Origin of the sequence: Agromyces aureus, assembly GCF_001660485.1 — a bacterium.
GTDB lineage: Bacteria > Actinomycetota > Actinomycetes > Actinomycetales > Microbacteriaceae > Agromyces > Agromyces aureus.
In genome coordinates this window covers 2974031-2997095 of sequence record NZ_CP013979.1, presented here as the reverse complement: position 1 = coordinate 2997095, position 23065 = coordinate 2974031, and the positions used below count along the sequence as shown (strand labels likewise).

The window sequence follows — 23065 nt, the reverse complement described above, 5'->3', positions numbered from 1 at the left end:
GGACGAATGACGATGACCCCCGACGAGGCCTCGAGCTTCGCCGCGAACCTCGACCGCCTGGTCGGGGCCGTCGAGACCGTGCTGCTCGGCAAGAACCGGGTCGTGCGTCTCGCCTTCACGGCCTTCCTCAGCGAGGGCCATCTGCTGCTCGACGACGTGCCGGGAACCGGCAAGACCTCCCTCGCCAGGGCGATGGCGCAATCGGTGCACGGCACCAGCAACCGCGTCCAGTTCACGCCCGACCTCCTGCCGGGCGACATCACGGGCGTCACCGTGTACGACCAGCGCAGCGGGGCGTTCGAGTTCCATCCGGGACCGGTCTTCGCCAACATCGTGCTCGCCGACGAGATCAACCGGGCGAGCCCGAAGACGCAGTCGGCCCTGCTCGAGGTCATGGAGGAGGGCCAGGTCACCGTCGACGGGCGGACCCACCCGGTGGGGCATCCGTTCATGGTGATCGCCACGCAGAACCCGGTGGAGCAGGCGGGCACCTACCGGCTGCCGGAGGCGCAGCTCGATCGGTTCCTCATGCGCACCTCGATCGGCTACCCCGACCACGCGTCGACCATCCGGATCCTCGAGGGCGCCGACCAGCGGGCTCACGGGGTGGAGGTCGAGCCGCAGCTCGACGCGTCCGAGATCGTGCAGATGGCGGCCGCGGCGCGCACGGTGCACGTCGATCCGACGATCCACGACTACGTGTCACGGCTGGTCGATGCGACCAGGACCACGCGCGAGGTGCGGCTCGGCGTGAGCGTGCGCGGCGCGCTGGCCCTCATCCGCGCGGCCAAGACGCATGCGGCCGGCCGAGGGCGGCACTACGTGGTGCCCGACGACGTCAAGGCGCTCGCCGAGCCCGTGCTCGCGCACCGCCTGATCCTCGACGCCGAGGCGGAGTTCGACGGCGTGACTGCGTCGAACCTGATCGCCCAGGTGCTGATCGAGACGCCGCCGCCATCCTCGAGGCAGGCCGTGTGAGACCGTGAGCCTCGCCGAGACCCGCACCTCGATGCCGGAGGACGCCCGTCGGGAGGGCGTGCTCGCGGCGGTGATCGCGCACCTCGTGCGCGGGACGGGTCGGGCGCTCGGACTCCTCGACGAATGGCGGCGCGCGGTCGGCTCCGTCGTGACGGCGCGCGGCTGGGCCGTGATCCTCGGCGCGGTCGCCGCGTTCGCGGTGGGGTCGGCGTTCGGATGGCGCGAGTCCCTCGTGCTCGGGTGGGGGCTCGCACTCGTCGCGTGCGCGGCATCCGTCTGGCTCCTCGGTCGCGGTGCATCGACGATCGGGCTGTCGCTGCCCACGCCGCGCGTCGTCGTCGGCGAACCCGCGCAGGCGCGACTCGTCGCCGAGAACCCAGGCCATCGCAGGTGGGGCGGCGTCAAGCTCGAGGTGCCCGTCGGCCGCCAAGTCATGGAGTGGGTCCTGCCGGGGCTCGCGCGGGGCGCCGCGTTCGACCGTTCCTTCCGGGTGCCGACCGATCGTCGCGGGGTCGTGTCGGTCGGCCCGGCGCGCACCGTCCGCGCCGACCCGCTCGGACTCATGCGTCGCGAGATCGTCTGGTCGGAGGTCGCCGAGCTCCACGTGCATCCGCGTACCGTGGCGATCGCCGCCCTCAGCTCGGGCTTCATCCGCGACCTCGAGGGATCGCCGACACGCGACCTGACCGCGAGCGACATCGCCTTCCACGCGCTCCGGGAGTATCTGCCGGGAGACGATCGTCGCTTCATCCACTGGAAGAGCAGCGCGAAGACCGGCACGTTCATGGTCCGGCAGTTCGAGGAGACCCGCCGTAGCCGACTGCTGGTGGTACTCGATCTCGACCCGTCGGCCTACATCGACGACGCCGAGTTCGAGCTCGCGGTCAGCGCCGCCGCATCGGTCGGGGCGAGGGCGATCCGGGATGCTCGCACGGTGTCGTTCGTGGTGTCGGGCGCTCGCCCGGCGCACGGGCAGGTGGCGGCGGCCGGCTCCGGCGTTCGATACGCCACCGCTGCCAGGGGCACGTCGACGCGTGGCCCGCTCGGCCGCGTGCGCGAACTCCCGACGGTCACGCGCGACCGGCTGCTCGATTCGCTGTGCCTGATCGAGCGCGACGAGCATGCGGCGATGATCTCGGATGTCGCGCCCGCCGCGGCCGAGGCCCTGCCCGGCGTCTCGCTCGCCTTCCTCGTGACCGGCACGGCCCGCGGTACCGCGCCGCTGCGGGCCGCCGCATCGCGCCTGCCGATGGGCGTGGACGCGATCGGCGTGCAGTGCTCGCCCGAGGGCGACGCGTCGGCGCGCACGGTCGCCGGGCTCACCGTCTTCGGCATCGGCTACCTCGAGGACCTTCGGGCCATGCTCGCCAGAACGGCGTCGGTCGCGTGAACGCACGACTGCGGGGGAGCCCCGGCGCCGGAAGGAGGACCGGCACCGGCATCGGGTCGCCGGACGGCGTCGGCCGCTCGGCCTGGTCGACGACCGTCTCGATCGCGCTGCTCGTCCTGCTGCTCGTCGCGGCGCTCATCCCGTGGTGGCCGGTCTACGAGAGCACGGAGTTCCTCGTCGCTGCTGCCGTGGCCATGATCGCGGGCATGGGCGTCGGACTCGTCGGCGCACGGAGGGCCTGGCCGTCGTGGAAGGTGCTCCTCGCGCTGGTGTTCGCCTTCCTGCTGCTGGGGGTGCCCGCGGCCGTGCCGTCGCGGGCCTATGCCGGCGTCCTGCCGACACCTCAGGGCATGCTCGACCTGATCGCCGCGACGGCCCTGTCATGGAAGCAGCTCGTCACGATCGCCGTTCCGGTCGGCTCGTACCAGGCGCTGCTCGTGCCGCCGTTCCTGCTCACGCTCCTCGCCTCGGCGGCCGCGGTCACGATCGCCTTCCGCACGCGGCATCCGGTCGTGGCGGTCCTCCCGCCGGCCGCGCTGATGACCGCCGGGATCCTGCTCGGCGTCGTGCACGGGGGGTTCGCGCTCGCGGCGGGACTCTGGTTCCTCGTCGCGATCGTCGGCTGGCTCGTGCACGTCGCGATCATGGACCGGCATGCGCTCGGCGGGCGCTCGGCGGTCGAGCGGGCCTTCGGCGACGCCCGGCGCCTGCTCGGGGCATCCGCGATCCTCGTCGTCGCGTCGATGGGTGCGAGCGCCGCGACCTTCCTGATGCCGGCGCAGGCCCGCACCGTCGTGCGCTCCGAGGTGCAGCAGCCGTTCGAGCCGCGGGCGCACGAGAGCCCCCTGTCCTCGTTCCGGGCCGCGTTCGACCCGACGGATGCCGACGATGCGATGCTCCAGGTGCAGGGACTGCCGCCGGGTGCCGGGCTCGCGATCGCCACGCTCGACACCTACAACGGCATCGTGTACTCGGTGGGCGGCGCCGATGGCACCTCCGTTTCCGGCAGCTTCACCCGGCTCCCGTACCGGCTCGACCAGTCGGGCGTGGAGGGCGAGCCAGTGCGCATCTCGGTCGCGGTCGCCGCCTACGACGACGTGTGGGTCCCGGGAATCGGACAGTTGGAGCGCATCGACTTCGGCGGGCCGAGGGCCGAGACCCTCGCCGACGGATTCGTGTACAACGACACCACCGGCACGGGGGCCGTCGCCTCCGGCCTCCAGCGGGGCGACACCTACACCGCATGGTCGGTCGCCATGCTCGACCCGTCGCAGCTCGGCGAGATGCAGCCCGGAACCAGCGTGGTCCCGGCTGCTCCCGAACTGCCGGCCGAGCTCGACGACCTCCTCGACACGTGGGCTCCGGCCTCGGACGCCCCCGGCCGGCGCCTCGCCGCCGTCATCCAGGGCTTCCACAGCACCGGGTACGTGAGCCACGGCACGATCTCCGACTCCGTGGCGAGCCGTTCCGGGCATGCGCTCGACCGGCTCGCGCAGCTCGCGGCCGACCAGCCGATGGTCGGCGACGGGGAGCAGTACGCGGTCGCGGCCGCGCTCATGGCGCGGAGGATCGGCTTCCCCGCGCGCGTCGTCGTCGGGTACACGGCGTCGACCGATGCTTTGGAGGATGCATCGGATGTCGCGGCCGACGCGCCGACGACCGGGCGCCCCGCGGCGGACGCGGCGTCCCCCACGGTGCTCCGCCGCGACGACCTGCAGGCCTGGATCGAGGTGCAGCGCGCCGACGGCGCCTGGATCGCGCTCGACCCGAACCCGGTGCCGAGCGAGATCCCCGAGCGGGAGCCCGACCAGCCCGAGATCGTGTCGAGGCCCGAGTCGGCGCTGCCGCCGCCGCCCGAGCGCACGCAGGTCGACGAGAACGGCTCGCCGAGCGACCGCTCCGACGACCGGCCGCAGGACGATCTCGGTCGCTGGCTCGGCGTGCTCACGACGGTCGCGACGATCGCCGGGCTCAGCGTGCTCGTGCTCGCCCTCATCGCGAGCCCGTTCCTCGCCGTGATCGTGGCGAAGATCCGTCGTCGGCGCGTGCGCCGTCAAGCCGAGTCGCCCGTCGATCGCATCGAGGGCGGGTGGCAGGAGTTCGCCGACACGGCGGCCGACTACGGGTATCCGATCCGGTCGAACTCGACGAGGGCCGAGCAGGCGGCGACGGTCGGCGGGCTCGCGCCGCTCGTGCTCGCGTCGGTCGTGGACCGCGCGGTCTTCGCACCGGGCGGGCCCCAGGACGGCGACGACGAGCGCGTGTGGCGTTCGGTCGACGAACTGCAGCGACGGCTCGCGGCCCCGCGCACGCGACGGGAGCGATGGCTCGCGGCGATCTCGCTGACGTCGCTCGGCGGGTACGCTGTCAGCCGGAGAGGGAGTCGGTCATGAGATGTCGCATCTGCGGTGCCGCGTTGCCCGACGGTGCGATGTTCTGCGGTCACTGCGGTTCGTCGACGAGCGCGACGCCCGAGTCCCGGAGACGCCCCGATCCCCGGCCCGGAGACACGACCTCGCTCGGTCCCGGCTTCCGCCGCAGCGGGGTCGTGAGCGTTCCGGTCGGCCTGGAGGGCGAGGCGGCGGAGCTCCGGAAGGGTGTCGCGGCGGGTGTCGCGGCGACGCAGGCCGAGTCCGTCGCCGACGCCGACGCCGGGGCTGCCGATGACGCCGGGGCCGCCGATGACGTCGCGGTCGCCGACCCCGCCGCCGAGCGCCCTCGGTTCGTGCTGCGATTCGGCACGGGCGAGGTCCGGGTGGTCTTCGGCACGGGGCTCATCGGCCGCCGGCCGCTGCCCCAGCCGGGCGAATCGTTCGACCACCTCGTGACCATCGACGATCCCGGCCGGTCGGTGTCCAAGACCCACCTCGAGTACGGCGCTCACGACGGCACGCTCTGGATCGCCGATCGGTTCTCGGCGAACGGCACGGTCGTGCGCCGCGCCGACGACGTGATCCGGTGCGAGCCGGGGCGTCGGTATCTCGTCGCCTCCGGCACGGTCGTGGAGCTCGGGCAGCAGTCCTTCACCGTCGCCTGAGTCCGACTGATCCTCCACAGGGTCGCGGATGCCGCGGGCGCGCGGTTCACGCACCGCCGGCGTGCGTGCATCATCCCGTCGATGATCGACTGACGGGATGCCGACCCGACTGTTCGCCCCGCCAGACGGCACCCGACTGCCGCTGACCCTGCCGGCCGTCGTGCCCGAGCCGACGCCAACGGGATTCCCGTTCCTCGCGGCGCTGGCTCCGGTCGTGGGCGCCGTCGTCCTCTGGCTCGTCACGCACTCGGTGATCTCGCTCGCGTTCGCCGTGCTCGGCCCGGTGCTCGCGGTGGCGACGGTGCTGGACGGTCGGCGTCAGGTGCGCCGATCGGTGCGTCGGGCGAACGAGGAGCGCATCGCGGCGTTCGCACGGCTCCGCGCCGACGTCGGAGTGCGCCACGAGGAGGAGGCCGAGACGGCGTGGCTGCGGCATCCGTCGGCCGGGCGGCTGTCGACGGGCGTCGAGCCGCCGGAATGGCGTGCGGACGGACTCGCTCCGGTCGTGCTCGGCGCGGCCGCGATCGAGAGCGCACTCCGCATCGAGGGCGTGCCGGCCGACGAGTTCGATCGCGAGGCGCTCGATCACGCGAGGCGGCTCGAGGGCGCCCCGGTCGTCGTCGACCTCGCCGGCGGTATCGGGTTCGTCGGTCCGACCCCGCTCGTGCGCGCGGCAGCCAGAGCCCTGCTCGTGCAGTGCGCGCATCTCGTCCGGCCCGACGCCCTCGCCTTCGATGCTCCGGACGCCGAGCCGTGGGCGTGGGTCGCCCGGCTCCCGCATGCGGGTTCGGCCGCGATGCTCGTGCTCCGGGACCTGACGCTCCCATCGGTACTCGAACCTGCTTCCGGCGAGGCTGAATCGCGCTCGGCGCACGCGATCGTGCTCGCTCCTGCCGTCGAGCGTCTCCCGCCGGGACTCGCGATCGTGGTGCGCATCGACGGGCCGCGCACGGCGACGCTGCTGCAGCACGGCGCCGTCGTGGGAACGGCGCTCGCCCCCGACCTGCTCGGCGCCGAGCAGGCGGACGCCTGGGCTGTCCGAGCCGCAGCAACAGCCGAACGCGCCGGACTCGGCACGCGCTCGTCGCGCCTGCCCCAGGTCGTTCGGCTGCACGACCTCGCGCATCCCGGCGCGGTGGACCGGCGGCGTTCGACGCTCCGGGCCGGGGTCGGGCTGCGCGCCGGGGGAGTCCTCGACCTCGATCTCGTGGCCGATGGCCCGCACGCGATCGTCGCCGGGACGACCGGCAGTGGCAAGAGCGAGTTCCTCCTCGCCTGGATCCTGCAGATGGCGGCCGTGCACCCGCCCGAGCGCGTCGCGTTCCTCCTCGTCGACTTCAAGGGCGGCTCGGCGTTCGAGCCGATCCTCGGGCTGCCGCACGTCGCCGGCCTCGTGACCGACCTCGACGAGTCGGAGGCGGAGCGGGCGGTGCAGAGCCTCTCGGCCGAACTCCGGCATCGCGAACGTGCGCTCCGCGACGCGGGCGTGCGCGACATCGGGGATCTGCCCGACGACGCCCCGCTCGGTCGCCTGGTGGTCGTGATCGACGAGTTCCAGGCGATGATCCAGCGGTTCCGCGATCTCGGCACGGTCGTCGCCGATATCGCGGCGCGCGGGCGATCGCTCGGGGTGCATCTCGTGCTCGCGTCGCAGCGCCCGAACGGCGTGCTCGGCGAGCAGGTCACGGCGAACGCGCCGATCCGGGTGTCGTTGCGCGTGATGAGCCGTGCCGACAGCGTCGCCGTGGTCGGCAGCGATGCGGCGGCCGCCATCCCCGCCGATCGGCCAGGGCGAGGCGTGGTCGACCGCGGCGACGGGGTGCCGGTGCCGTTCCAGTGCGCGCTCGTCGACGCCGGGTCGGTCGATGGGGTGCGAGCGCGGTTCGCGGCGGCGCCGCCGGTGCGGCGGCCGTGGCTCGACCCGCTTCCGACTCGGCTCACCGCTGCCGACCTCGAGGTCGCGCGCGCCGCCGCGACCGCCGCCGCGGCTCCTGCCACGGCTGCCGCCGGCGTTCCGGTGCGGCCGGCCGGTCGGGTGGCCGACGACCTCTCGACCGTCGTCTTCGGCCTGGTCGACGAGCCCGAGCAGCAGCGTCGGAGCCTCGCCGGGTGGACGCCGACCGCCGATGCGAACCTGCTCGTGCTCGGTTCGCCGGGTTCCGGGCGGTCGACGACGCTCGCCGCGATCGAGGCCGGCGTCCGCACGCGGTGGGGCGTTGGTGCGGTGCTCCGACTCGGCCGGGGAGCGCCCGACGACTGGCAACTGCTCGCCGACCTCGTCGCGTCGGTGCGAAGCGGTTCGAGCTCGCAGCGGCTCCTCGTCGTCGACGACCTCGACACCCGCTTCTCGTCCTGGCCAGAGGAGTACCGGCATGCGGCGACGGCGATGCTCGTGGAACTGCTCACCGAGGGACGCCGCCTCGGCCTCGCCGTCGCCGCCGGGGCATCGATCGGACACCGGTTGGGCGGCGGCATGCGCGAGCTGTTCGGCGAACTCGTGCACCTGCGGCATCCGAGCAGGGCGGAGCTCGCGCACGCCGGCGGTGTCGGCGACCTCTGGCAGCGGGACGCGACCCCCGGATCCGGCCAATGGCGCGCGCATCGGCTGCAGGTCGTCGACGTGCCGCCGCTCCGGGCGACCCCCGCCGAGAAACCGCCGCCCGCGATCGTGTTCGACGCGGATATCGTCGCCGTGGTGTCGTCGGCCGCCCAGCGCGATCTCGGGCTGCTGCTGGCGACCGGGCGAACGCCGATCCGCCTGACACCGGGTGGCGAGCGGGAGGTGCTCGCCGAACTCGGACGCGAGCAGCTGGTCGTCGTGGGCGACGCCGACGCCTGGGCATCCTCGTATGCACTGGCGGCGCGTGCCCGCGACGCCGCGACCGTGGTCGTCCGCGGCGGGCTCCGCGAATTCCGGGCGCTCGCGCCGGCCTCGGCGGGGTGCACCGGGCCGATCGCACTGCCGCCGCTCCTCGGCGGCGGCGAATGCTGGGTCGTCCGGCCGGGCGAGGCGGCACGCCGCCACCGTTGGGCGACAACGGAAAACGCCGCATATCACGTCGCCGGGCACTGAATCCGAACGTTTCGTTCCCAAGAATTAACGATTCGGACATCGATACGTGAAATGGACCCCCCAGTGTGGCACTATCGACGAACCCGTTGGCAACGTCGCTCAACCCGAATGGAGTACCCGTGAACTCTCGGCCCCTTCCCCAGGATCCGATGATCCGTTCGTTGATCGCCAGGGCACGTGCCTCCCAGATGAGTCGGCGCACGATGCTCGCCGGCGCGGGCGCCGGCGCGTCGGCCCTCGCGCTGGCCGCGTGCTCCACTGGCGGGGCGGGAGCGAAGCCGACGGCGGCACCAGACGAGTCGGCCACCGACAAGACCCTCAACTGGGCGAACTGGGCCGCGTACATCGACGAGGACGACTCGGGCAACTACCCCACGCTGCAGGCCTTCGAGGAGCAGACCGGCATCAAGGTCAACTACGAGGTCGCCGTCGACGACAACAACACGTACTACGGCAAGGTCAAGGACCAGCTCGCGCTCGGCCAGGACATCGGCGCCGACACCGTGTGCCTCACCGACTGGATGGTCGCCCGCTGGATCCGCTTCGGCTACACGCAGGAGCTCGACCACGCGAACATCCCGAACATCGCCAACCTGACCCCGGCGCTCCGCGACCCCGACTTCGACAAGGGCCGGGCCTTCTCGCTGCCGTGGCAGGGCGGCTTCGCCGGGATCTGCTGGAACAAGGAGGCGTATCCCGACGGGCTCGCCTCCGTCGAGGACCTCTGGTCCTCCGAGCTCAAGGGCCGGGTCGGCGTGCTCTCCGAGATGCGCGACACGATGGGCCTGATCATGCTGCAGAACGGCGTCGACATCGCCGGCGACTGGGGCGACGCCGAGTTCGACGCCGCGATCGACGTGCTCACCGAGCAGGTCGAGAACGGCCAGGTGCGCAACATCAAGGGCAACGCGTACCTCGAAGACCTCAAGAGCGGCGACACCCTCGCCGCCATCTGCTGGTCGGGCGACATCACGGTCATCAACGCCGAGGCCGGCGACAAGTGGGAGTTCGCGATCCCCGACGCGGGCGGCACGCTCTGGAACGACAACTTCCTCGTCCCGATCGGGTCGACGCGCAAGACCAACGCCGAGACGCTCATGAACTACTACTACGAGCCCGAGGTCGCCGCCGAGGTCGCCGCCTGGGTGAACTACATCACGCCCGTCGTCGGCGCCAAGGAGGCGGCCGCCGCGATCGACCCCGAGCTCGCCGAGAACCAGCTCATCTTCCCGAACGAGGAGACGCTCTCGAAGGCCCACATCTTCCGCTCGCTCTCCGGAGCCGAGGAGCAGAAGTACCAGGCCCAGTTCCAGAGCATCCTGCTCGGCGCCTGAGGGACGGCGAGAGCATGGCTGTACGCGAATTCGCCGAGCGAGGCGCCGACCTCGAGCTCGTGGGCATCCAGAAGCGGTTCCCCGGATTCACGGCGATCGAGAACCTCGACCTCACGATCCCCGCCGGGTCGTTCTTCGCCCTCCTCGGGCCGTCGGGCTGCGGCAAGACGACCACGCTCCGGCTCGTCGCCGGACTCGAGGAGCCGACGCAGGGCCGCATCCTCATCGGCGGCAAGGACGTCACGGCGACCAGGTCGCACGAGCGCCCCGTCAACACGGTCTTCCAGAGCTATGCGCTCTTCCCGCACATGAGCATCATCGAGAACGTCGCGTTCGGGCTCAAGCGGCGTCGCATCGGCGACCCGCTCGGCAAGGCGCACGAGGCACTGAAGCTCGTCGAGCTCGACCACCTCGCACAGCGTCGGCCGCAGCAGCTCTCCGGTGGCCAGCAGCAGCGCGTCGCGCTCGCGCGCGCCATCGTGAACCGACCCGCCCTGCTGCTGCTCGACGAACCGCTCGGCGCGCTCGACCTCAAGCTGCGCCGCCAGATGCAGCTCGAACTCAAGACGATCCAGGAGGAGGTCGGCCTCACCTTCCTCCATGTCACGCACGACCAGGAGGAGGCCATGACCATGGCCGACACCGTGGCCGTCATGAACAAGGGCGCCATCGAGCAGATGGGCGCACCCGCCGAACTGTACGACCTGCCGAGGACCGCGTTCGTCGCGAACTTCCTCGGCCAGTCCAACCTGTTCTCGGGCGAGGTCGTCGGCACGACCGACACGGCCGTCGCGGTCGACTCGGCTGGAGCACGGCTCGTGGTTCCCAAGGCCAGGGCGCACCGCCACAACGGCGCAGTGACGGTGGGCGTGCGCCCCGAGAAGGTCGCACTCCACACCGAGGCGCCCGTTCCGTCGGCCGAGCGCAACATCGTCGGCCCGGGTCGCGTGCTCGACGTGTCCTTCTCGGGTGTGAGCACCCAGTACCTCGTCGACGTGCCCGGTCACGGCACGATCCTGGTGTTCGCCCAGAACACCGGTTCGGGTCCGGTCGTCGGTGTCGGCGCCGAGGTCTGGGCGAGCTGGCTCGTCGAGCACGGCTTCGGCCTCGACGACGGCGCGGTCCAGGCCGAGCGGTTCGCGGCCGACGACTCGACGACCTCGATCGCCGCGCAGCGTCGCGACGACCTGGTCGCCGAGCTCGGGGAGGGCTGAGCATGGCCTTCGCCGCGTTCGCGACCGCGGAGGCCCAGCCACAGGCGCCGCGCAAGTCGAGTCGCATCGCGCTCTTCCTGCTGCTGCCCGGCATCCTGTACCTGGTCCTGTTCTTCCTGACGCCGCTCGTCTCGCTGCTGCTCACCTCGCTGCAGGCGCCGCTCGAGTACGGCGACATCGGGCAGTACCAGTACGCGTTCAACTGGCAGAACTACGTCGACGTCATGACCGCGTACTGGCCGCACATCCTGCGTTCGTTCGGATACGCGCTCGCAGCGACGGTGTTCGCGCTGCTGTTCAGTTACCCGCTGGCGTACTTCATCGGCGTGAAGGCACGCCGATGGCCGCTCCTGCAGAGCCTCATGCTCGTGCTCGTGATCGCCCCGTTCTTCATCAGCTTCCTGCTGCGCACGCTCGCGTGGAAGCAGATCCTCTCCGACGAGTCGTTCGTGATCACGTCGCTGAAGGCGCTCTCGCTCCTCGGACCCGACGCGCACTTCACAGGCACGCCGTTCGCGGTGATCTTCGGTCTGACGTACAACTTCATCCCCTTCATGACCCTGCCGCTGTACACGGCGCTCGAACGCCTCGACCTGCGCTACCTCGAGGCGGGCAGCGACCTGTACGCCAACCCGTTCACGGTGTTCCGCAAGATCACGATCCCGCTGTCGATGCCGGGCATCGTCGCGGGAACGCTGCTCACGTTCATCCCCGCGGCGGGCGACTACGTCAACGCGAGCCGGGACTTCCTCGGCGGCCCCGACACGCAGATGATGGGCAACGTGATCGAGGCGAACTTCCTCGTGCTGCTGAACTACCCGGCGGCCGCGGCGCTCTCGATCATCCTGATGGCGGCGATCCTCGTGCTCGTCGGCGTCTACGTCAAGCGTTCCGGAACGGAGGACCTGCTGTGAGCGGAGAAGTCCAGGCCGCCGCCGTGCTGGGCGGGCTCGCCGAGAGCGAGCAGAGCGAACTGTCGGCGCGGGGTCGTCGCTCGACCGGGCCGGCGCGGCAGGGACGCATCGGGCTCGGCTCGTGGCTGCTGCCCGCGTACACGATCCTCGCGTTCGTGTTCCTGCTCATCCCCATCGTCTACACGTTCGTGTTCTCGTTCAACGACTCGGTGAAGTCGAACATCGCCTGGCGCGGGTTCACCTTCGACAAGTGGCTGAACGTCTGCAACGTCGAGGGCGGTGCGGTGTGCGAGGCCTTCGCGAACAGCGTCATCATCGGAGTCGTCGCGACCGTCATCGCCACAACGCTCGGAACGATGATCGCGATCGCCCTCGTGCGCTACCGGTTCCGCGCTCGATCGGTCATCAGCCTGCTGCTGTTCCTGCCGATGGCGACGCCCGAGGTCGTGCTCGGTGCGGGTCTGGCCGCGCAGTTCCTCGCGGTCGGCGTTCCGAAGGACATCACGACGATCATCCTGGCGCACACGATGTTCTGCATCAGCTTCGTCGTCGTGACGGTGAAGGCCCGGGTCGCGAGCCTCGACCCCGCGCTCGAGGAGGCCGGGCGCGACCTGTACGGGTCGCCGTCGCAGGTCTTCTGGCGGGTCACCTTCCCGCTGCTGACTCCCGGCATCGTCGCGGCCGCCCTGCTCTCGTTCGCACTGAGCTTCGACGACTTCATCATCACGAACTTCAACTCGGGCTCGGTCTCGACCTTCCCGAAGTACGTGTACATCTCGGCCTCTCGCGGCATCCCCGCCGAGGCCAACGTCATCGCCTCGGCGGTGTTCCTCTTCGCGCTCGTACTCGTGATCGGCGCACAGGTGTCCCGTGCGGCGCGCGCGAAACGGCTCGCGAAGCTCGGCTGACCCGAACCGAGCGACTGAGGCGGATGCCGCACCGGAACCTTCCGGTGCGGCATCCGTCGTCCTCGCGGGCATCGCCGACGCGAACCCGGGTTCGTGGCACCGATCGTGGCCGCGCCGACGCCACGGACGGCGCGACGTCAGACCGTCGCGCGGATCTCGCCGACGCGGCGCTCCCCGCCCATGACCCAGAGGTCGAGCTCGGTGGCGACTCGGTCGACCGCGGCATCGTCGATCGCCCCGGCGTTCGCGAGCAGGCGCAACCCGATGATCGTCGAGGCGCGAGACGATCCGTCGAGCACTTTCAGCGCAGTCGTGGTGCCGTCGGGAGCGGTCATGACCATGACGCCCTCCGCGCCGAACTTCGCGAACACGCCGACGCGCTCGATCGCGATGGTGTCGGGCTGGCCGGGGCCGGCGATCGCCCACGGGTTCTCGCGGACGGCCTCGGTGAGCGCAGCGCCCTCGCGGAAGAGCGCGAACGGCGACGACGCGGCCGCAGTCGTGATCTTCTGGATGCCGCGGGCGAGGCCGGTGAGGCTGATGGCGTGCACGGGCGCGCCGCAGCCATCGACCGCGGTGGCCGTCGCACGTTCGCCGGTGAGGCGCTCGAGCACGTCGAGGATGCGGCGCTGCAGGGGATGCGCGGGGTCGAGGTAGCCCTCGAGCGGCCAGCCGTTGGCGACGCACGCGAGGAGCATCGCGGCGTGCTTGCCCGAACAGGTCATGTAGACGCGTTCGCGCTGGCCGCCGGAACGCACGAGCTCGTCGTACGCGGTGCGGTCGCCGGGCGTGGCCGGCGGGCAGCCGAGCGCGGACTCGGGCAGCGACGCGCGGGCCAGGAGCCCGCGGACGAGCGCGACGTGCGCGGCGGTGCCGGAGTGGCTCGCGGTCGCGATGGCCGCGTCTTCGCCGCGGAGCGTCACGCCGGAGGACATGACGGCGACCGCGATGAACGGCTTCAGCGCGGATCGGGGGAGGACGGGCGATGCCACGTCGCCGAGGGCGCGCAGCAGCTCGCCCTCGGGTGAGAGCACGACGGCGGAGCCGGCGTGCCTGGACTCGGTGAAACCATTGCGTTCGACCACGGCGAGTTCGACGGCGTCTGCGGAGGAGAAGGTGCCGGTCATCCGAGTGCCGCGAAGCCGTCGTCGAGCACCCGCAGGGCGTCGTCGATGAGGGCGTCGGTCACCGCGAGACTCGGGAGGAATCGGAGCACGTTGCCGTAGGTGCCGGCGTTCAGCAGCAGCACGCCGTGCTGCGCCGCGTACGCCACGAGCGCGGTCACGGCTTCGGCGTTCGGCGCCTTCGTGGTGTCGCGGGTGCCGGGCTGCACGAGCTCGATCGCGATCATCGCGCCGATGCCCCGGATGTCGCCGATGAGGTCGTAGCGACGGGCGAGCCTCTCGAGTCCTGCCTTGAGCGTCGCCTCGATGCGCCTGGCCTCGCCGAGGAGGTCGTTCGCCTCGATGGACTCGAACACCGCCACTGCGGCGGCGCACGCGACGGGGTTGCCGCCGAACGTGCCGCCGAGGCCGCCGGCGTGCGCGGCATCCATGATGTCGGCGCGGCCGGTGACGCCCGCGAGCGGCAGGCCGCCCGCGATGCCCTTGGCCGAGAGCACGAGGTCGGGCACCCAGCCGAAGTGCTCGCTCGCGAAGTAGACGCCGGTGCGGGCCATGCCCGACTGGATCTCGTCGGCGATCATGACGACGCCGTGCTCGGTGCACCAGGTCTGCAGGGTCGACAGGTAGCCCTCGGCAGGCACGATGAAGCCGCCTTCGCCCTGGATGGGCTCCACGACGAGGCAGGCGAGGTCGCTCGCCCCGACGGCCTTCTCGAGGTACGAGATCGTGCGAGCCGCGGCATCCGCACCGGAGAGCCCGTCGCGGTAGGGGTAGGAGTTCGGCGCGTGGTACACGTCGCCGGCGAACGGGCCGAAGCCGGTCGCGTACGGGTGGGCCTTGAAGTTCATGGCCATCGTGAGGTTCGTGCGGCCGTGATAGGCGTGGTCGAGCACGGCGACGGCGCGGCGGCCGGTGAACTTGCGCGCGATCTTCACGCCGTTCTCGACGGCCTCGGCGCCGGAGTTGACGAGCACGGTGCGCTTGGCGTGCGTGCCGGGCGTGTGCTCGGCGAGGAGTTCGGCGACGCGCACGTACTCCTCGTAGGGGGTGATGGTGAAGAGCGTGTGGATCACGTCTTGGAGTTGCGAGGCTGCGGCGCGGACGACGTTCTGCTCGGTGTGTCCGACGGTGGTCACCCCGATGCCGGCGCCGAAGTCGATGAACTGGTTGCCGTCGACGTCGACGAGCACGGCGCCGTTGGCGCGTTCGATGTAGACGGGCAGCGCCGAGGAGACGCCGGCCGAGACGACCGCTGCGCGTCGCTCGTGCAGCGCCTGCGACTTGGGGCCGGGGATCGCCGTCACGATGCGGCGCTCCTGCGGCACCGTGTAGACGGGGACGGCCGTGGTCTCTGCGGGTGTCTGCGTGTCAGTCATGATGCCCTCCAGACTAGCGCCGGGGGGTGACGGGGGAGCGGCGTCACCCGGGTCGGCTAGCGTGGATCCGGTCGCGACGACCGGGCGCGACGGGGAGGCGGCATCCGTGAGGCTGGGCGAGCACGCGTACGCGGTCGAGGTCGAGTGGACGGGCGCTCGCGAGACCGGCACGACCCACTACCGCGCCTACGGGCGCGATCACGTGGTGCGCGCCGCGGGCAAGTCGCACGTGCTCGACGGGTCGAGCGACCGCGCCTTCCACGGCGACGCCGAACGCTGGAACCCCGAGGAGCTCCTGCTCGCGGCGCTCAGCCAGTGCCACATGCTCTCGTACCTGCATGTCGCGACCCTGCACGGCGTCGTCGTCACGGGCTACACGGATGCCGCGACCGCCGTCATGGTCGAAGACGGCCGCGGTGGTGGCGCGTTCCGCGAGGCCACGCTGCATCCGCGCGTGACGGTGGCGGATGCCGCGATGCTGGCGCTCGCGGAGGAGATCCACGCCGAGGCGGCCGCGAAGTGCTTCATCGCGGCATCCGTCGCGTTCCCCGTGCACCATGAACCCGTCGCGGTGATCGCGGTCGCCGCCGACTGACGGCGGCCTCGCGGCATCCGTCGATCAGGTCGGCGTGACGGCGACCGCCGGCAGCGTCGGCTCGAGCGCGCACGCGTGCCCGCCGACGAGCCGGGTGCACGGCGAGAAGAACGCCGGGAACCGCTCGGCTGTCGGGTCGCCGAACCAGCGGTGCCAGAGACGCCAGAAGTTGAGGTTGCCGTACGCGCCGCACACGTCGCCGCCCGCGGGGTCGGCGAGCGTCGCCGGGTTCGGCTGGTACGGCGTGTAGTTGTAGAGGTTCGCGGTGGCCTGGTTGCGGATGTCGACGGTCGACGCTCCGCACGCGGCGTCGGGGTTGTACCCGATCGAGGTCTCGCCGATCATGTACCGGCGATCGGGCAGTTCGGTGTACTGCCGGAACTGCCAGGCCGCGTTGTACACCTGGTTGAAGAACCCGAAGTACTTCTGGTCGCAGTCGGCCGTGTCGGGGCAGGCGTATCCGGTGGCGCGCTCGTAGCCTGCGGCGGTCGGCCGGGTGAGCAGCGACTGCTCCTTCTGCAGGAGCACCAGCAGGGTCTTCGGGCTGATGCCGCACGCGACGGACACTTTCGCGAGAATGCGGCTGGCCGGCTCGTCGTCGCCGCCACGGTACTCGGCGCAGTGCGCGCCGCCGACCGCGGGCTGGGTCGTGGTCGTCTCGGTGTACTCGGCCAGGCACGGGATGCCGACGTCGGCGCGGCACGACACGCCCTCGAGGAACGCCTGGATCTGCCGCTCGCCGAGTGCCGTGCTGTCGTAGAACGCGTCGTCGCTCACGATGAGCGACGGGTCGAACTCGGTCGTCGGCGGCTCGGGCAGGGTGCGGTCGACCCGGAGCGGTGCGCGGTCGGCGGGGGCGCACGACGCGAGCAGGAGGATCGCCGCGACCGCCGCGGTCAGGCGGGCGATTCGGCCGAGGGAGCTCATCGGCTCGACCCTACCGGTCGGCACCTCGACGGCGCTGGGAATCGACCGGATGCCGCGTGGCGTCAGCGCCGTTCGCGCGGGGCGATGCGGTCGGCGATCTTCGCGAGGGTGCCCTCTGGCGGCTTCTCGTTGTAGACGCCCGCGAGTTCCTGCTCGGAGAGCGCGTGGATCGCGGCCATGATCTCGTCGGTGGCCGTGCGCCGGGCGCGACCCGAGGTCGCCGGGCCGTGGGAGGAGAGGTCGAGCGGGGCGCCGAAGCGCACGGTGACCGGGCGGATGCGCGGCAGCTTCGCGCCGACGGGCTGGATCTCCTGCGTGCCGATGAGTCCGACGGGCACGACGACCGATCCGGTCTGCAGCGCGAGCCACGCGACGCCCGTGCGCCCGCGGTAGAGGCGGCCGTCGAGCGAGCGCGTTCCCTCGGGGTAGATCGCGAAGGCGTTGTCGTGCTCGAGGATGCCGCGGCCCGCGTCGAGTGCGGCCTGCGCGTCGGCGCCGGCCCCGCGTTCGACGCCGACGGCGCCGATGGCCGTGAAGAAGGTGCGCGACACCCAGCCGCGGAAGCCGGTGCCGGTGAAGTAGTCGTTCTTCGCGAGGAACTGCACGGGCCGCGGGGAGGCGAGCGGGATCACGACGCTGTCGATGAACGAGAGGTGGTTGCTCGCGAGGATGACCCGGCCGGTGGCCGGGACGTTCTCGGTGCCGGTGATCTTCGGACGGTAGACGAGGAGGGCCAACGGCCGCAGGATTCCGCGGAAGATCCGGTAGGCGGGCCCCTGTCGAACGGGTTCGTCGACCTCGGGGCTCTGGACTTCGTCGTGCTCTGTCACCCCAATACCCTAGGCGGCACGTCATTCCGCGGTGGGTATATGGGGAGCGTGCGTCGCGGTGCGGGATGATGGTCGGGTGGATGCGACCGCCGAAGGCGAGCTGATCGAGCTCGGAGACACGGGCGCCCGCGCGCTCGTGCTCGCCGGCGCCCGGCGCCCGCACGGCGTCGACCTCGTGCTGCGGGGCCTGCTCGCGCGCGCGGCTTCGGTGCCCGCCGACGACGTCGACCTCGTGCACGCCTGCGCGGAGTGCGGCTCGCGCCACGGACGCGTCACGGTCGCGTATCCGCTGACGGCGACGGGTGCTCCGTGGTTCGCGGATGTCGCGACCGACGGCGACACGATCGTCGCTGCGGCCGGCACGAGGCATCCGCTCGGGGTCGCCGTCGAAGCGGCGGCAGCCGACCCGGGCGACCGCATCGACGAGGCGGCGTTCCACCCGTTCGAGCGGGCGGCGCTCGCCGAGCTCGACGCCGAGCGGGGCGCGTTCGTGCGGGCGACGCTCTGGGCGCGCAAGACCGCCCTGCTGCGCGCGATCGGGCACACCGACTTCATCGAGCCGTCACGGCTCGCGCTCTCGACCCCCGTCGCCGACGGCGGCCTCGGGCGCATCGAGCGGAGCGTTCCCGAGTTCGGCTCGTTCTGGCGCCGCGTCGTCTTCCACGACCTGCCCGTGCGCGGCCCGCGCGCGGCCTCCGTCGCCGTCATCGGCTGAGCGCGCGACCGCGCTCGACGCGAGCCCGTCGGCCTACAGTGGTCACGTGCGTTCAGTCATCATCCTCGGCTCCACCGGTTCGATCGGCACTCAGGCCCTCGACGTGATCCGCGCGAATCCGCGCCGCTTCGAGGTCGTCGGCCTCGCGGTCGGCTCGAATCGTGCGGCGCTCGAGGCGCAGGCGGCCGAGTTCGGCGTCGAACACACGGCCGTCGGCATCGACGAAGCCGTGCAGCTGGTTCGGGATGTCGATGCCGACGTCGTGCTGAACGGCATCACCGGGTCGGTGGGCCTCGGTCCGACGATCGCGACGCTCGAACGCGGCACGACGCTCGCCCTCGCGAACAAGGAGTCGCTCATCGTCGGCGGCGACCTCGTGACGCGCATCGCGAAGCCCGGCCAGATCGTGCCGGTCGACTCGGAGCACTCGGCGATCGCGCAGGCGCTGCGCTCGGGCACCGAAGACGAGGTGCGCCGACTCGTGCTGACGGCCTCCGGCGGACCGTTCCGCGGTCGCAAGCGCGAGGAACTCGTCGACGTCACGCCCGCGCAGGCGCTCGCGCACCCCACGTGGGACATGGGCCTGGTCGTCACGACGAACTCCGCGACGCTCGTGAACAAGGGCCTCGAGGTCATCGAGGCGCACCTGCTCTTCGACGTGCCCTACGACCGCATCGACGTGACCGTGCACCCGCAGTCGATCGTGCACTCGATGGTCGAGTTCGTCGACGGGTCGACGATCGCGCAGGCCTCGCCGCCCGACATGCGCCTGCCCATCTCGCTCGGCCTCGACTGGCCGAACCGGGTCGCCGCCGTCGGGCGTCCGCTCGACTGGACGGTCGCCTCGTCGTGGACCTTCGAGCCGCTCGACCACGCGGCCTTCCCCGCGATCGCGCTCGCGAAGCAGGTCGGTCGCGCCGGCGGCGACTACCCGGCCGTGTTCAACGCCGCGAACGAGGAGGCCGTCGCCGCATTCCACGCCGGGCGCATCGGATTCCTCGACATCGTCGACACCGTGCAGGCCGTCGTCGAGGCGCACGAGCCGCCGGAGCGCGAACTCACGCTGGCCTCGCTCGCCGAGTCGGAGCGGGCCGCGCGGGCCGCCGCGAACGCGCGCATCGCGAAGGCCTGAGCCGCGGCATCCGCCCCGCCCTTCGAGGTCGGCACGGGGCATAGGCCGCTCACAGCGGAGCGTCAGGCGACACCCTGCCTCGGGCAGTACGCTCGTCGGATGGAATCCGTGCTGCCGTTCATTCTCGGCGTGGTCGTCGTCGCACTCGGCCTCGCCGTCTCGATCGCGCTGCACGAGATCGGGCACCTCGTTCCGGCCAAGCTCTTCAAGGTCAAGGTCACGCAGTACATGATCGGCTTCGGGCCGACCGTCTGGTCTCGGCGTCGCGGCGAGACGGAGTACGGCGTCAAGGCGGTGCCGCTCGGCGGCTACATCTCGATGATCGGCATGTTCCCGCCCGCGAAGGGCGGCCAGGTTCACGCCGACTCCACCGGGTTCTTCAAGGGCCTCGCGCAGGACGCGCGCGACGCCAGCCAGGAGTCGATCACCCCGGGCGACGAGAAACGGGCGTTCTACCTGCTGCCCGTCTGGAAGCGCATCATCATCATGTTCGGCGGCCCGTTCATGAACCTCGTGCTCGCGGTCGTGCTCTTCGGCATCCTGATCATGGGCTTCGGCGTGCCGCAGGCCACGACCACGGTCGCCTCGGTCAACGAGTGCGTGCTACCCGCGACCAGCGCGCGGCAGACGTGCGGGGCCGACGACCCCGCGGCGCCCGGCGCCGAGGCGGGCATCAAGCCCGGCGACGTCATCGTCTCGATCGACGGCGAGTCGATCACCTCGTGGGAGCAGTCCACCGCGATCATCCGCTCGCACCCCGGCGACCCGCTCGCCGTGGTCGTCACGCGCGACGGCGCCGAACAGACCCTCACCATGACGCCCGCGCTCACCGAGCGCTACGTCATCGACCAGAACGGGCAGGTCGTCGAAGACGAGTCGGGCAAGCCGGTCACGACCGAGGTCGGCTTCGTCGGCATCGGCCCCACCAGCGCCCGGGTGCAGCAGCCCGCGACCGCCGTGCTGCCGACCGTCGGCCAGAACATCGCCGGAGTCGCCGGCATCGTCGTGAACCTTCCGCAGCGCATGGTCGACGTGGCCAACGCCGCGTTCGGCTCCGAGGAGCGCGACCCGAACGGGCCCATCAGCGTGGTCGGCGTCGGCCGGGTGGCCGGCGAGGTCGCCGCGTCCGACCAGATCGCCATGACCGACAAGGCCGCCGGACTCATCGGCATCCTCGGCTCCTTGAACATCGCGCTCTTCGTCTTCAACCTCATCCCGCTGCTGCCGCTCGACGGCGGGCACATCGCCGGCGCGCTGTGGGAGGCGATCCGCCGCGGTTGGGCGAAGCTCTTCCGGCGGCCCGACCCGGGGCCCGTCGACATGGCCAAGCTCATGCCCGTCACCCTCGCGGTCGTCGTCGTGCTCGGCGCCATGAGCGCGCTGCTCATCTACGCCGACCTCGTGAAGCCGGTGCAGCTGTTCTGATCGTGATGCCGCGCCCCGCCTCCGCCTCGTCCGTCGCCGCGACGGCCGCCCGGTACTCCCACGGGAGCAGCCGATGAGCCTCCGAGCGGAGGATTCGGCCGCGGAATCCGGTCGATACGATCAGGGGATGCCCGCTCCCCAAGGTCAGCACGCATGGGGCGGTCCGCCGTCGTGGGTGCTCGCATCCGGCGGCGAGCAGGGCGATCGGCGCTTCCGCCCCTCGGCACGGTTCCGGCTGCTCGCCCCGGTCGTGATCAGTCTGCTCGTGCAGGTGCCCGCTGCGATCGGCATCGCGATCGGCAGCCATGCCGGCTGGGGGCTCGGCGTGCTGCAGGTGCTGCTCGCCGCGGCCGGACCGCTCGCGCTGCTCATGGTGCGCCGACTGCCGGGGGTCACGGTCGCCGTCGTCACGGCGGCGGCGCTCGCCGAGCTCGTGCTCGTGCCGGTCGCCGGTCCGCCCTACCTCGCGCTCGCATTCGCCATCGTCATCGCCGTGGCGCGCGGCGCCGTGGTGTGGGCGGTCTCGTCGGTCGTCGTGGGGTGGGTCGCCGCCGTCGTGCTCGTGTCCCTCTGGGGTGCGCCGTGGCATCCGGTGCGCGTCGCCTTCACGACCCTCGCCCTCGCGGCCTGCTTCGGCATCGGCGCCGTCGTGCGCACGCGCGACGAACGCCTCCGCCGCTACCGCGCCGAGGCGCTGCGCCGACGGCAGACCGCCGAGGAGCGCGAACGCGTGCGCATCGCCCGCGAGCTGCACGACGTCATCGGGCACGCGCTCTCGCAGATCAACGTGCAGGCCAGCGTCGGCCTGCACCTCATGGACCGCGACGCCGAACAGGCGCGCACCGCGCTCGTCAACATCAAGGACACCTCCAAGACCGCCCTCGAGGAGGTGCGCAGCGTGCTCGGCGCGATCCGCAGCGACGCCGATGCGCCGCTCTCGCCGCAGGCCGAGCTCGCCGAACTGCCCCGGCTGCTCGCGGGCGTCACGACCGCGGAGTTCACGGCGACCCTCGACGACCGGCTCGGCGGCGACGCGCCAGGGCGCGCGGTGCAGTTCGCGGCGTACCGCATCGCGCAGGAGGCGCTCACGAACATCGTCCGCCACGCACGGGCGACGCGCGCGGTCGTGACGCTCGACCGCGTCGGCGACGTGCTGCGCCTCACGATCGACGACGACGGCAGCGGGCTGCCCGCGGCATCCGGTGAGGGCAGCGGCATCCTCGGCATGCGAGAACGTGCCGCGCTGCTCGGCGGGTCCGTGCAGGTGCTGCCGGCGCCGATGGCCGAAGACGACCCTGCGGAGCCGCGCGGCACCAGGGTCGAGGCGCGACTGCCGTGGAAGGCGACCCCGTGATCCGGGTCGCCCTGGCCGACGACCAGCTCCTCGTGCGGGCCGGCTTCCGGGCGTTGCTCGAGGCCGAGGAGGGCATCGAGGTCGTCGGCGAGGCGTCGACCGGCACCGGACTGCTCGAGGTCGTGCGGCGCACCCCGGTCGATGTCGTGCTCATGGACATCCGCATGCCCGACGGCGATGGGCTCTGGGCGACCGAGCAGATCGCCGCCGATCCGGCGCTCGCGGGTGTGCACGTCGTGATCGTGACGACCTTCGAGATGGACGAGTACGTGGCCCGCGCGGTGCGGGCGGGCGCGAGCGGGTTCCTCGTGAAGGACACCGAGCCGGTCGACCTGATCCGCGCCGTGCGCGTCGTCGCGAGCGGCGAGGCGCTGCTCTCGCCCGGCGTCACGAAGCGCCTGCTCGAACGCATGGCCACTGGCCTCCGCGATGCGCCCGACGCCGAGCGCCTCGCGGGGCTCACCGAGCGCGAGCGTGAGGTGCTGCGCCTCGTCGGGCTCGGGCTCACGAACGACGAGATCGCCGGCGAACTCGTGCTCTCGCCGCTCACGGCCAAGACCCACGTCTCGCGCATCATGGCCAAGCTGCACGCGCGCGACCGCGTGCACCTCGTGGTCACGGCGTACGAGTCGGGGCTCGTCGCGCCGGGCTGGCGGTAGCGCGCGGCTCCCGCATGCTCCCGGGGGAGCAGCCGAAGTGCCTCCCGCAGTCGGATTCGCGCGGCGCGCCCGATGACGAG

19 protein-coding genes are annotated in these 23065 nt (G+C 71.8%); 15 read left to right on the top strand and 4 right to left on the bottom strand.

Annotated features, from left to right (window positions below; all coding sequences use genetic code 11):
* Positions 1-6: 6 nt before the first annotated feature.
* The 9 genes from ATC03_RS13455 (at position 7) to ATC03_RS13415 (ending at position 12848) form a co-directional block, all read left to right on the top strand.
* The gene (locus tag ATC03_RS13455) at positions 7-978 is read left to right on the top strand and encodes an AAA family ATPase (RefSeq protein ID WP_067878027.1); all 972 of its coding nucleotides are present in this window, start codon (positions 7-9) and stop codon (positions 976-978) included.
* A 4-nt stretch (positions 979-982) separates the two neighbouring features.
* Positions 983-2368, top strand: coding sequence for a DUF58 domain-containing protein (locus tag ATC03_RS13450; RefSeq protein ID WP_227820099.1), 1386 nt, complete (start codon positions 983-985; stop codon positions 2366-2368).
* Positions 2365-4761, top strand: a complete 2397-nt coding sequence (locus ATC03_RS13445; RefSeq protein WP_084003494.1) for a transglutaminaseTgpA domain-containing protein — start codon at positions 2365-2367, stop codon at positions 4759-4761. The genes ATC03_RS13450 and ATC03_RS13445 overlap by 4 nt, the downstream gene beginning before the upstream one ends.
* Before the next feature lie 155 nt (positions 4762-4916).
* Positions 4917-5405, top strand: coding sequence for an FHA domain-containing protein (locus ATC03_RS13440; protein WP_152030958.1), 489 nt, complete (start codon positions 4917-4919; stop codon positions 5403-5405).
* Between the two features lie 97 nt (positions 5406-5502).
* Positions 5503-8478 (top strand): FtsK/SpoIIIE domain-containing protein, encoded by a 2976-nt coding sequence (locus tag ATC03_RS13435; protein WP_067878022.1) that lies wholly within the window; start codon positions 5503-5505, stop codon positions 8476-8478.
* 149 nt (positions 8479-8627) lie between these two features.
* Positions 8628-9812: an ABC transporter substrate-binding protein gene (locus ATC03_RS13430; RefSeq protein ID WP_067878019.1), complete on the top strand. Its 1185-nt coding sequence runs from the start codon at positions 8628-8630 to the stop codon at positions 9810-9812.
* Positions 9813-9826: 14 nt separating this feature from the next.
* Entirely contained in the window at positions 9827-11026 is a 1200-nt protein-coding gene (locus tag ATC03_RS13425) for an ABC transporter ATP-binding protein (protein ID WP_067878016.1), read from the top strand.
* Positions 11027-11028: 2 nt separating this feature from the next.
* Positions 11029-11940: an ABC transporter permease gene (locus ATC03_RS13420; protein WP_067878011.1), complete on the top strand. Its 912-nt coding sequence runs from the start codon at positions 11029-11031 to the stop codon at positions 11938-11940.
* Between the two features lie 59 nt (positions 11941-11999).
* Positions 12000-12848, top strand: coding sequence for an ABC transporter permease (locus tag ATC03_RS13415; RefSeq protein ID WP_067882187.1), 849 nt, complete (start codon positions 12000-12002; stop codon positions 12846-12848).
* A gap of 137 nt (positions 12849-12985) precedes the next feature.
* Here the strand turns inward: ATC03_RS13415 and ATC03_RS13410 are convergent, their stop codons facing one another.
* Positions 12986-13975, bottom strand: coding sequence for an asparaginase (locus ATC03_RS13410; RefSeq protein ID WP_067878007.1), 990 nt, complete (start codon positions 13973-13975; stop codon positions 12986-12988).
* The gene (gene gabT / locus ATC03_RS13405; protein WP_067878004.1) at positions 13972-15348 is read right to left on the bottom strand and encodes a 4-aminobutyrate--2-oxoglutarate transaminase; all 1377 of its coding nucleotides are present in this window, start codon (positions 15346-15348) and stop codon (positions 13972-13974) included. Before gabT ends, ATC03_RS13410 begins: the two co-directional genes overlap by 4 nt.
* Before the next feature lie 61 nt (positions 15349-15409).
* On the opposite strand from gabT, the gene ATC03_RS13400 reads away from it, so the two are divergent.
* Positions 15410-15943 carry an OsmC family protein gene (locus tag ATC03_RS13400; RefSeq protein WP_418117856.1) on the top strand — a complete coding sequence of 178 codons (534 nt, stop codon included), beginning with the start codon at positions 15410-15412 and terminating at the stop codon, positions 15941-15943.
* A gap of 24 nt (positions 15944-15967) precedes the next feature.
* Here ATC03_RS13400 and ATC03_RS20355 read toward each other — a convergent pair whose 3' ends face one another.
* Together ATC03_RS20355 and ATC03_RS13390 are read right to left on the bottom strand one after the other, a co-directional pair.
* The gene (locus ATC03_RS20355; RefSeq protein ID WP_067878001.1) at positions 15968-16870 is read right to left on the bottom strand and encodes a hypothetical protein; all 903 of its coding nucleotides are present in this window, start codon (positions 16868-16870) and stop codon (positions 15968-15970) included.
* 62 nt (positions 16871-16932) lie between these two features.
* Positions 16933-17700: a lysophospholipid acyltransferase family protein gene (locus ATC03_RS13390; RefSeq protein ID WP_067877997.1), complete on the bottom strand. Its 768-nt coding sequence runs from the start codon at positions 17698-17700 to the stop codon at positions 16933-16935.
* A 76-nt stretch (positions 17701-17776) separates the two neighbouring features.
* Between ATC03_RS13390 and ATC03_RS20350 the strand changes: the two genes are divergently transcribed.
* From ATC03_RS20350 to ATC03_RS13365, 5 genes are all read left to right on the top strand, one after another.
* Positions 17777-18415 (top strand): 4'-phosphopantetheinyl transferase family protein, encoded by a 639-nt coding sequence (locus ATC03_RS20350; protein WP_067877994.1) that lies wholly within the window; start codon positions 17777-17779, stop codon positions 18413-18415.
* 46 nt (positions 18416-18461) lie between these two features.
* Positions 18462-19547 carry a 1-deoxy-D-xylulose-5-phosphate reductoisomerase gene (gene dxr / locus ATC03_RS13380; protein WP_067877991.1) on the top strand — a complete coding sequence of 362 codons (1086 nt, stop codon included), beginning with the start codon at positions 18462-18464 and terminating at the stop codon, positions 19545-19547.
* A gap of 99 nt (positions 19548-19646) precedes the next feature.
* Positions 19647-20972, top strand: coding sequence for a M50 family metallopeptidase (locus ATC03_RS13375; RefSeq protein ID WP_067877987.1), 1326 nt, complete (start codon positions 19647-19649; stop codon positions 20970-20972).
* Between the two features lie 127 nt (positions 20973-21099).
* Complete coding sequence (locus ATC03_RS13370) at positions 21100-22326, top strand: sensor histidine kinase (protein ID WP_067877983.1); 1227 nt, start codon at positions 21100-21102, stop codon at positions 22324-22326.
* A complete protein-coding gene (locus tag ATC03_RS13365) occupies positions 22323-22985 on the top strand; it encodes a response regulator transcription factor (protein WP_067882181.1) in 663 nt (220 codons plus the stop codon). Before ATC03_RS13370 ends, ATC03_RS13365 begins: the two co-directional genes overlap by 4 nt.
* The last annotated feature ends 80 nt before the right edge of the window (positions 22986-23065 follow it).

Excerpts from the sequence above, each read along its gene's own strand:
- gabT (WP_067878004.1), bottom strand. The coding sequence starts at position 15,348 with ATGACTGACACGCAGACACCCGCAGAGACCACGGCCGTCCCCGTCTAC.
- ATC03_RS13420 (WP_067878011.1), top strand. The coding sequence starts at position 11,029 with ATGGCCTTCGCCGCGTTCGCGACCGCGGAGGCCCAGCCACAGGCGCCG.
- ATC03_RS13435 (WP_067878022.1), top strand. The coding sequence starts at position 5,503 with ATGCCGACCCGACTGTTCGCCCCGCCAGACGGCACCCGACTGCCGCTG.
- ATC03_RS13370 (WP_067877983.1), top strand. The coding sequence starts at position 21,100 with ATGCCCGCTCCCCAAGGTCAGCACGCATGGGGCGGTCCGCCGTCGTGG.
- ATC03_RS13410 (WP_067878007.1), bottom strand. The coding sequence starts at position 13,975 with ATGACCGGCACCTTCTCCTCCGCAGACGCCGTCGAACTCGCCGTGGTC.
- ATC03_RS20355 (WP_067878001.1), bottom strand. The coding sequence starts at position 16,870 with ATGAGCTCCCTCGGCCGAATCGCCCGCCTGACCGCGGCGGTCGCGGCG.
- ATC03_RS13455 (WP_067878027.1), top strand. The coding sequence starts at position 7 with ATGACGATGACCCCCGACGAGGCCTCGAGCTTCGCCGCGAACCTCGAC.
- ATC03_RS13425 (WP_067878016.1), top strand. The coding sequence starts at position 9,827 with ATGGCTGTACGCGAATTCGCCGAGCGAGGCGCCGACCTCGAGCTCGTG.
- ATC03_RS13430 (WP_067878019.1), top strand. The coding sequence starts at position 8,628 with ATGATCCGTTCGTTGATCGCCAGGGCACGTGCCTCCCAGATGAGTCGG.
- ATC03_RS13375 (WP_067877987.1), top strand. The coding sequence starts at position 19,647 with ATGGAATCCGTGCTGCCGTTCATTCTCGGCGTGGTCGTCGTCGCACTC.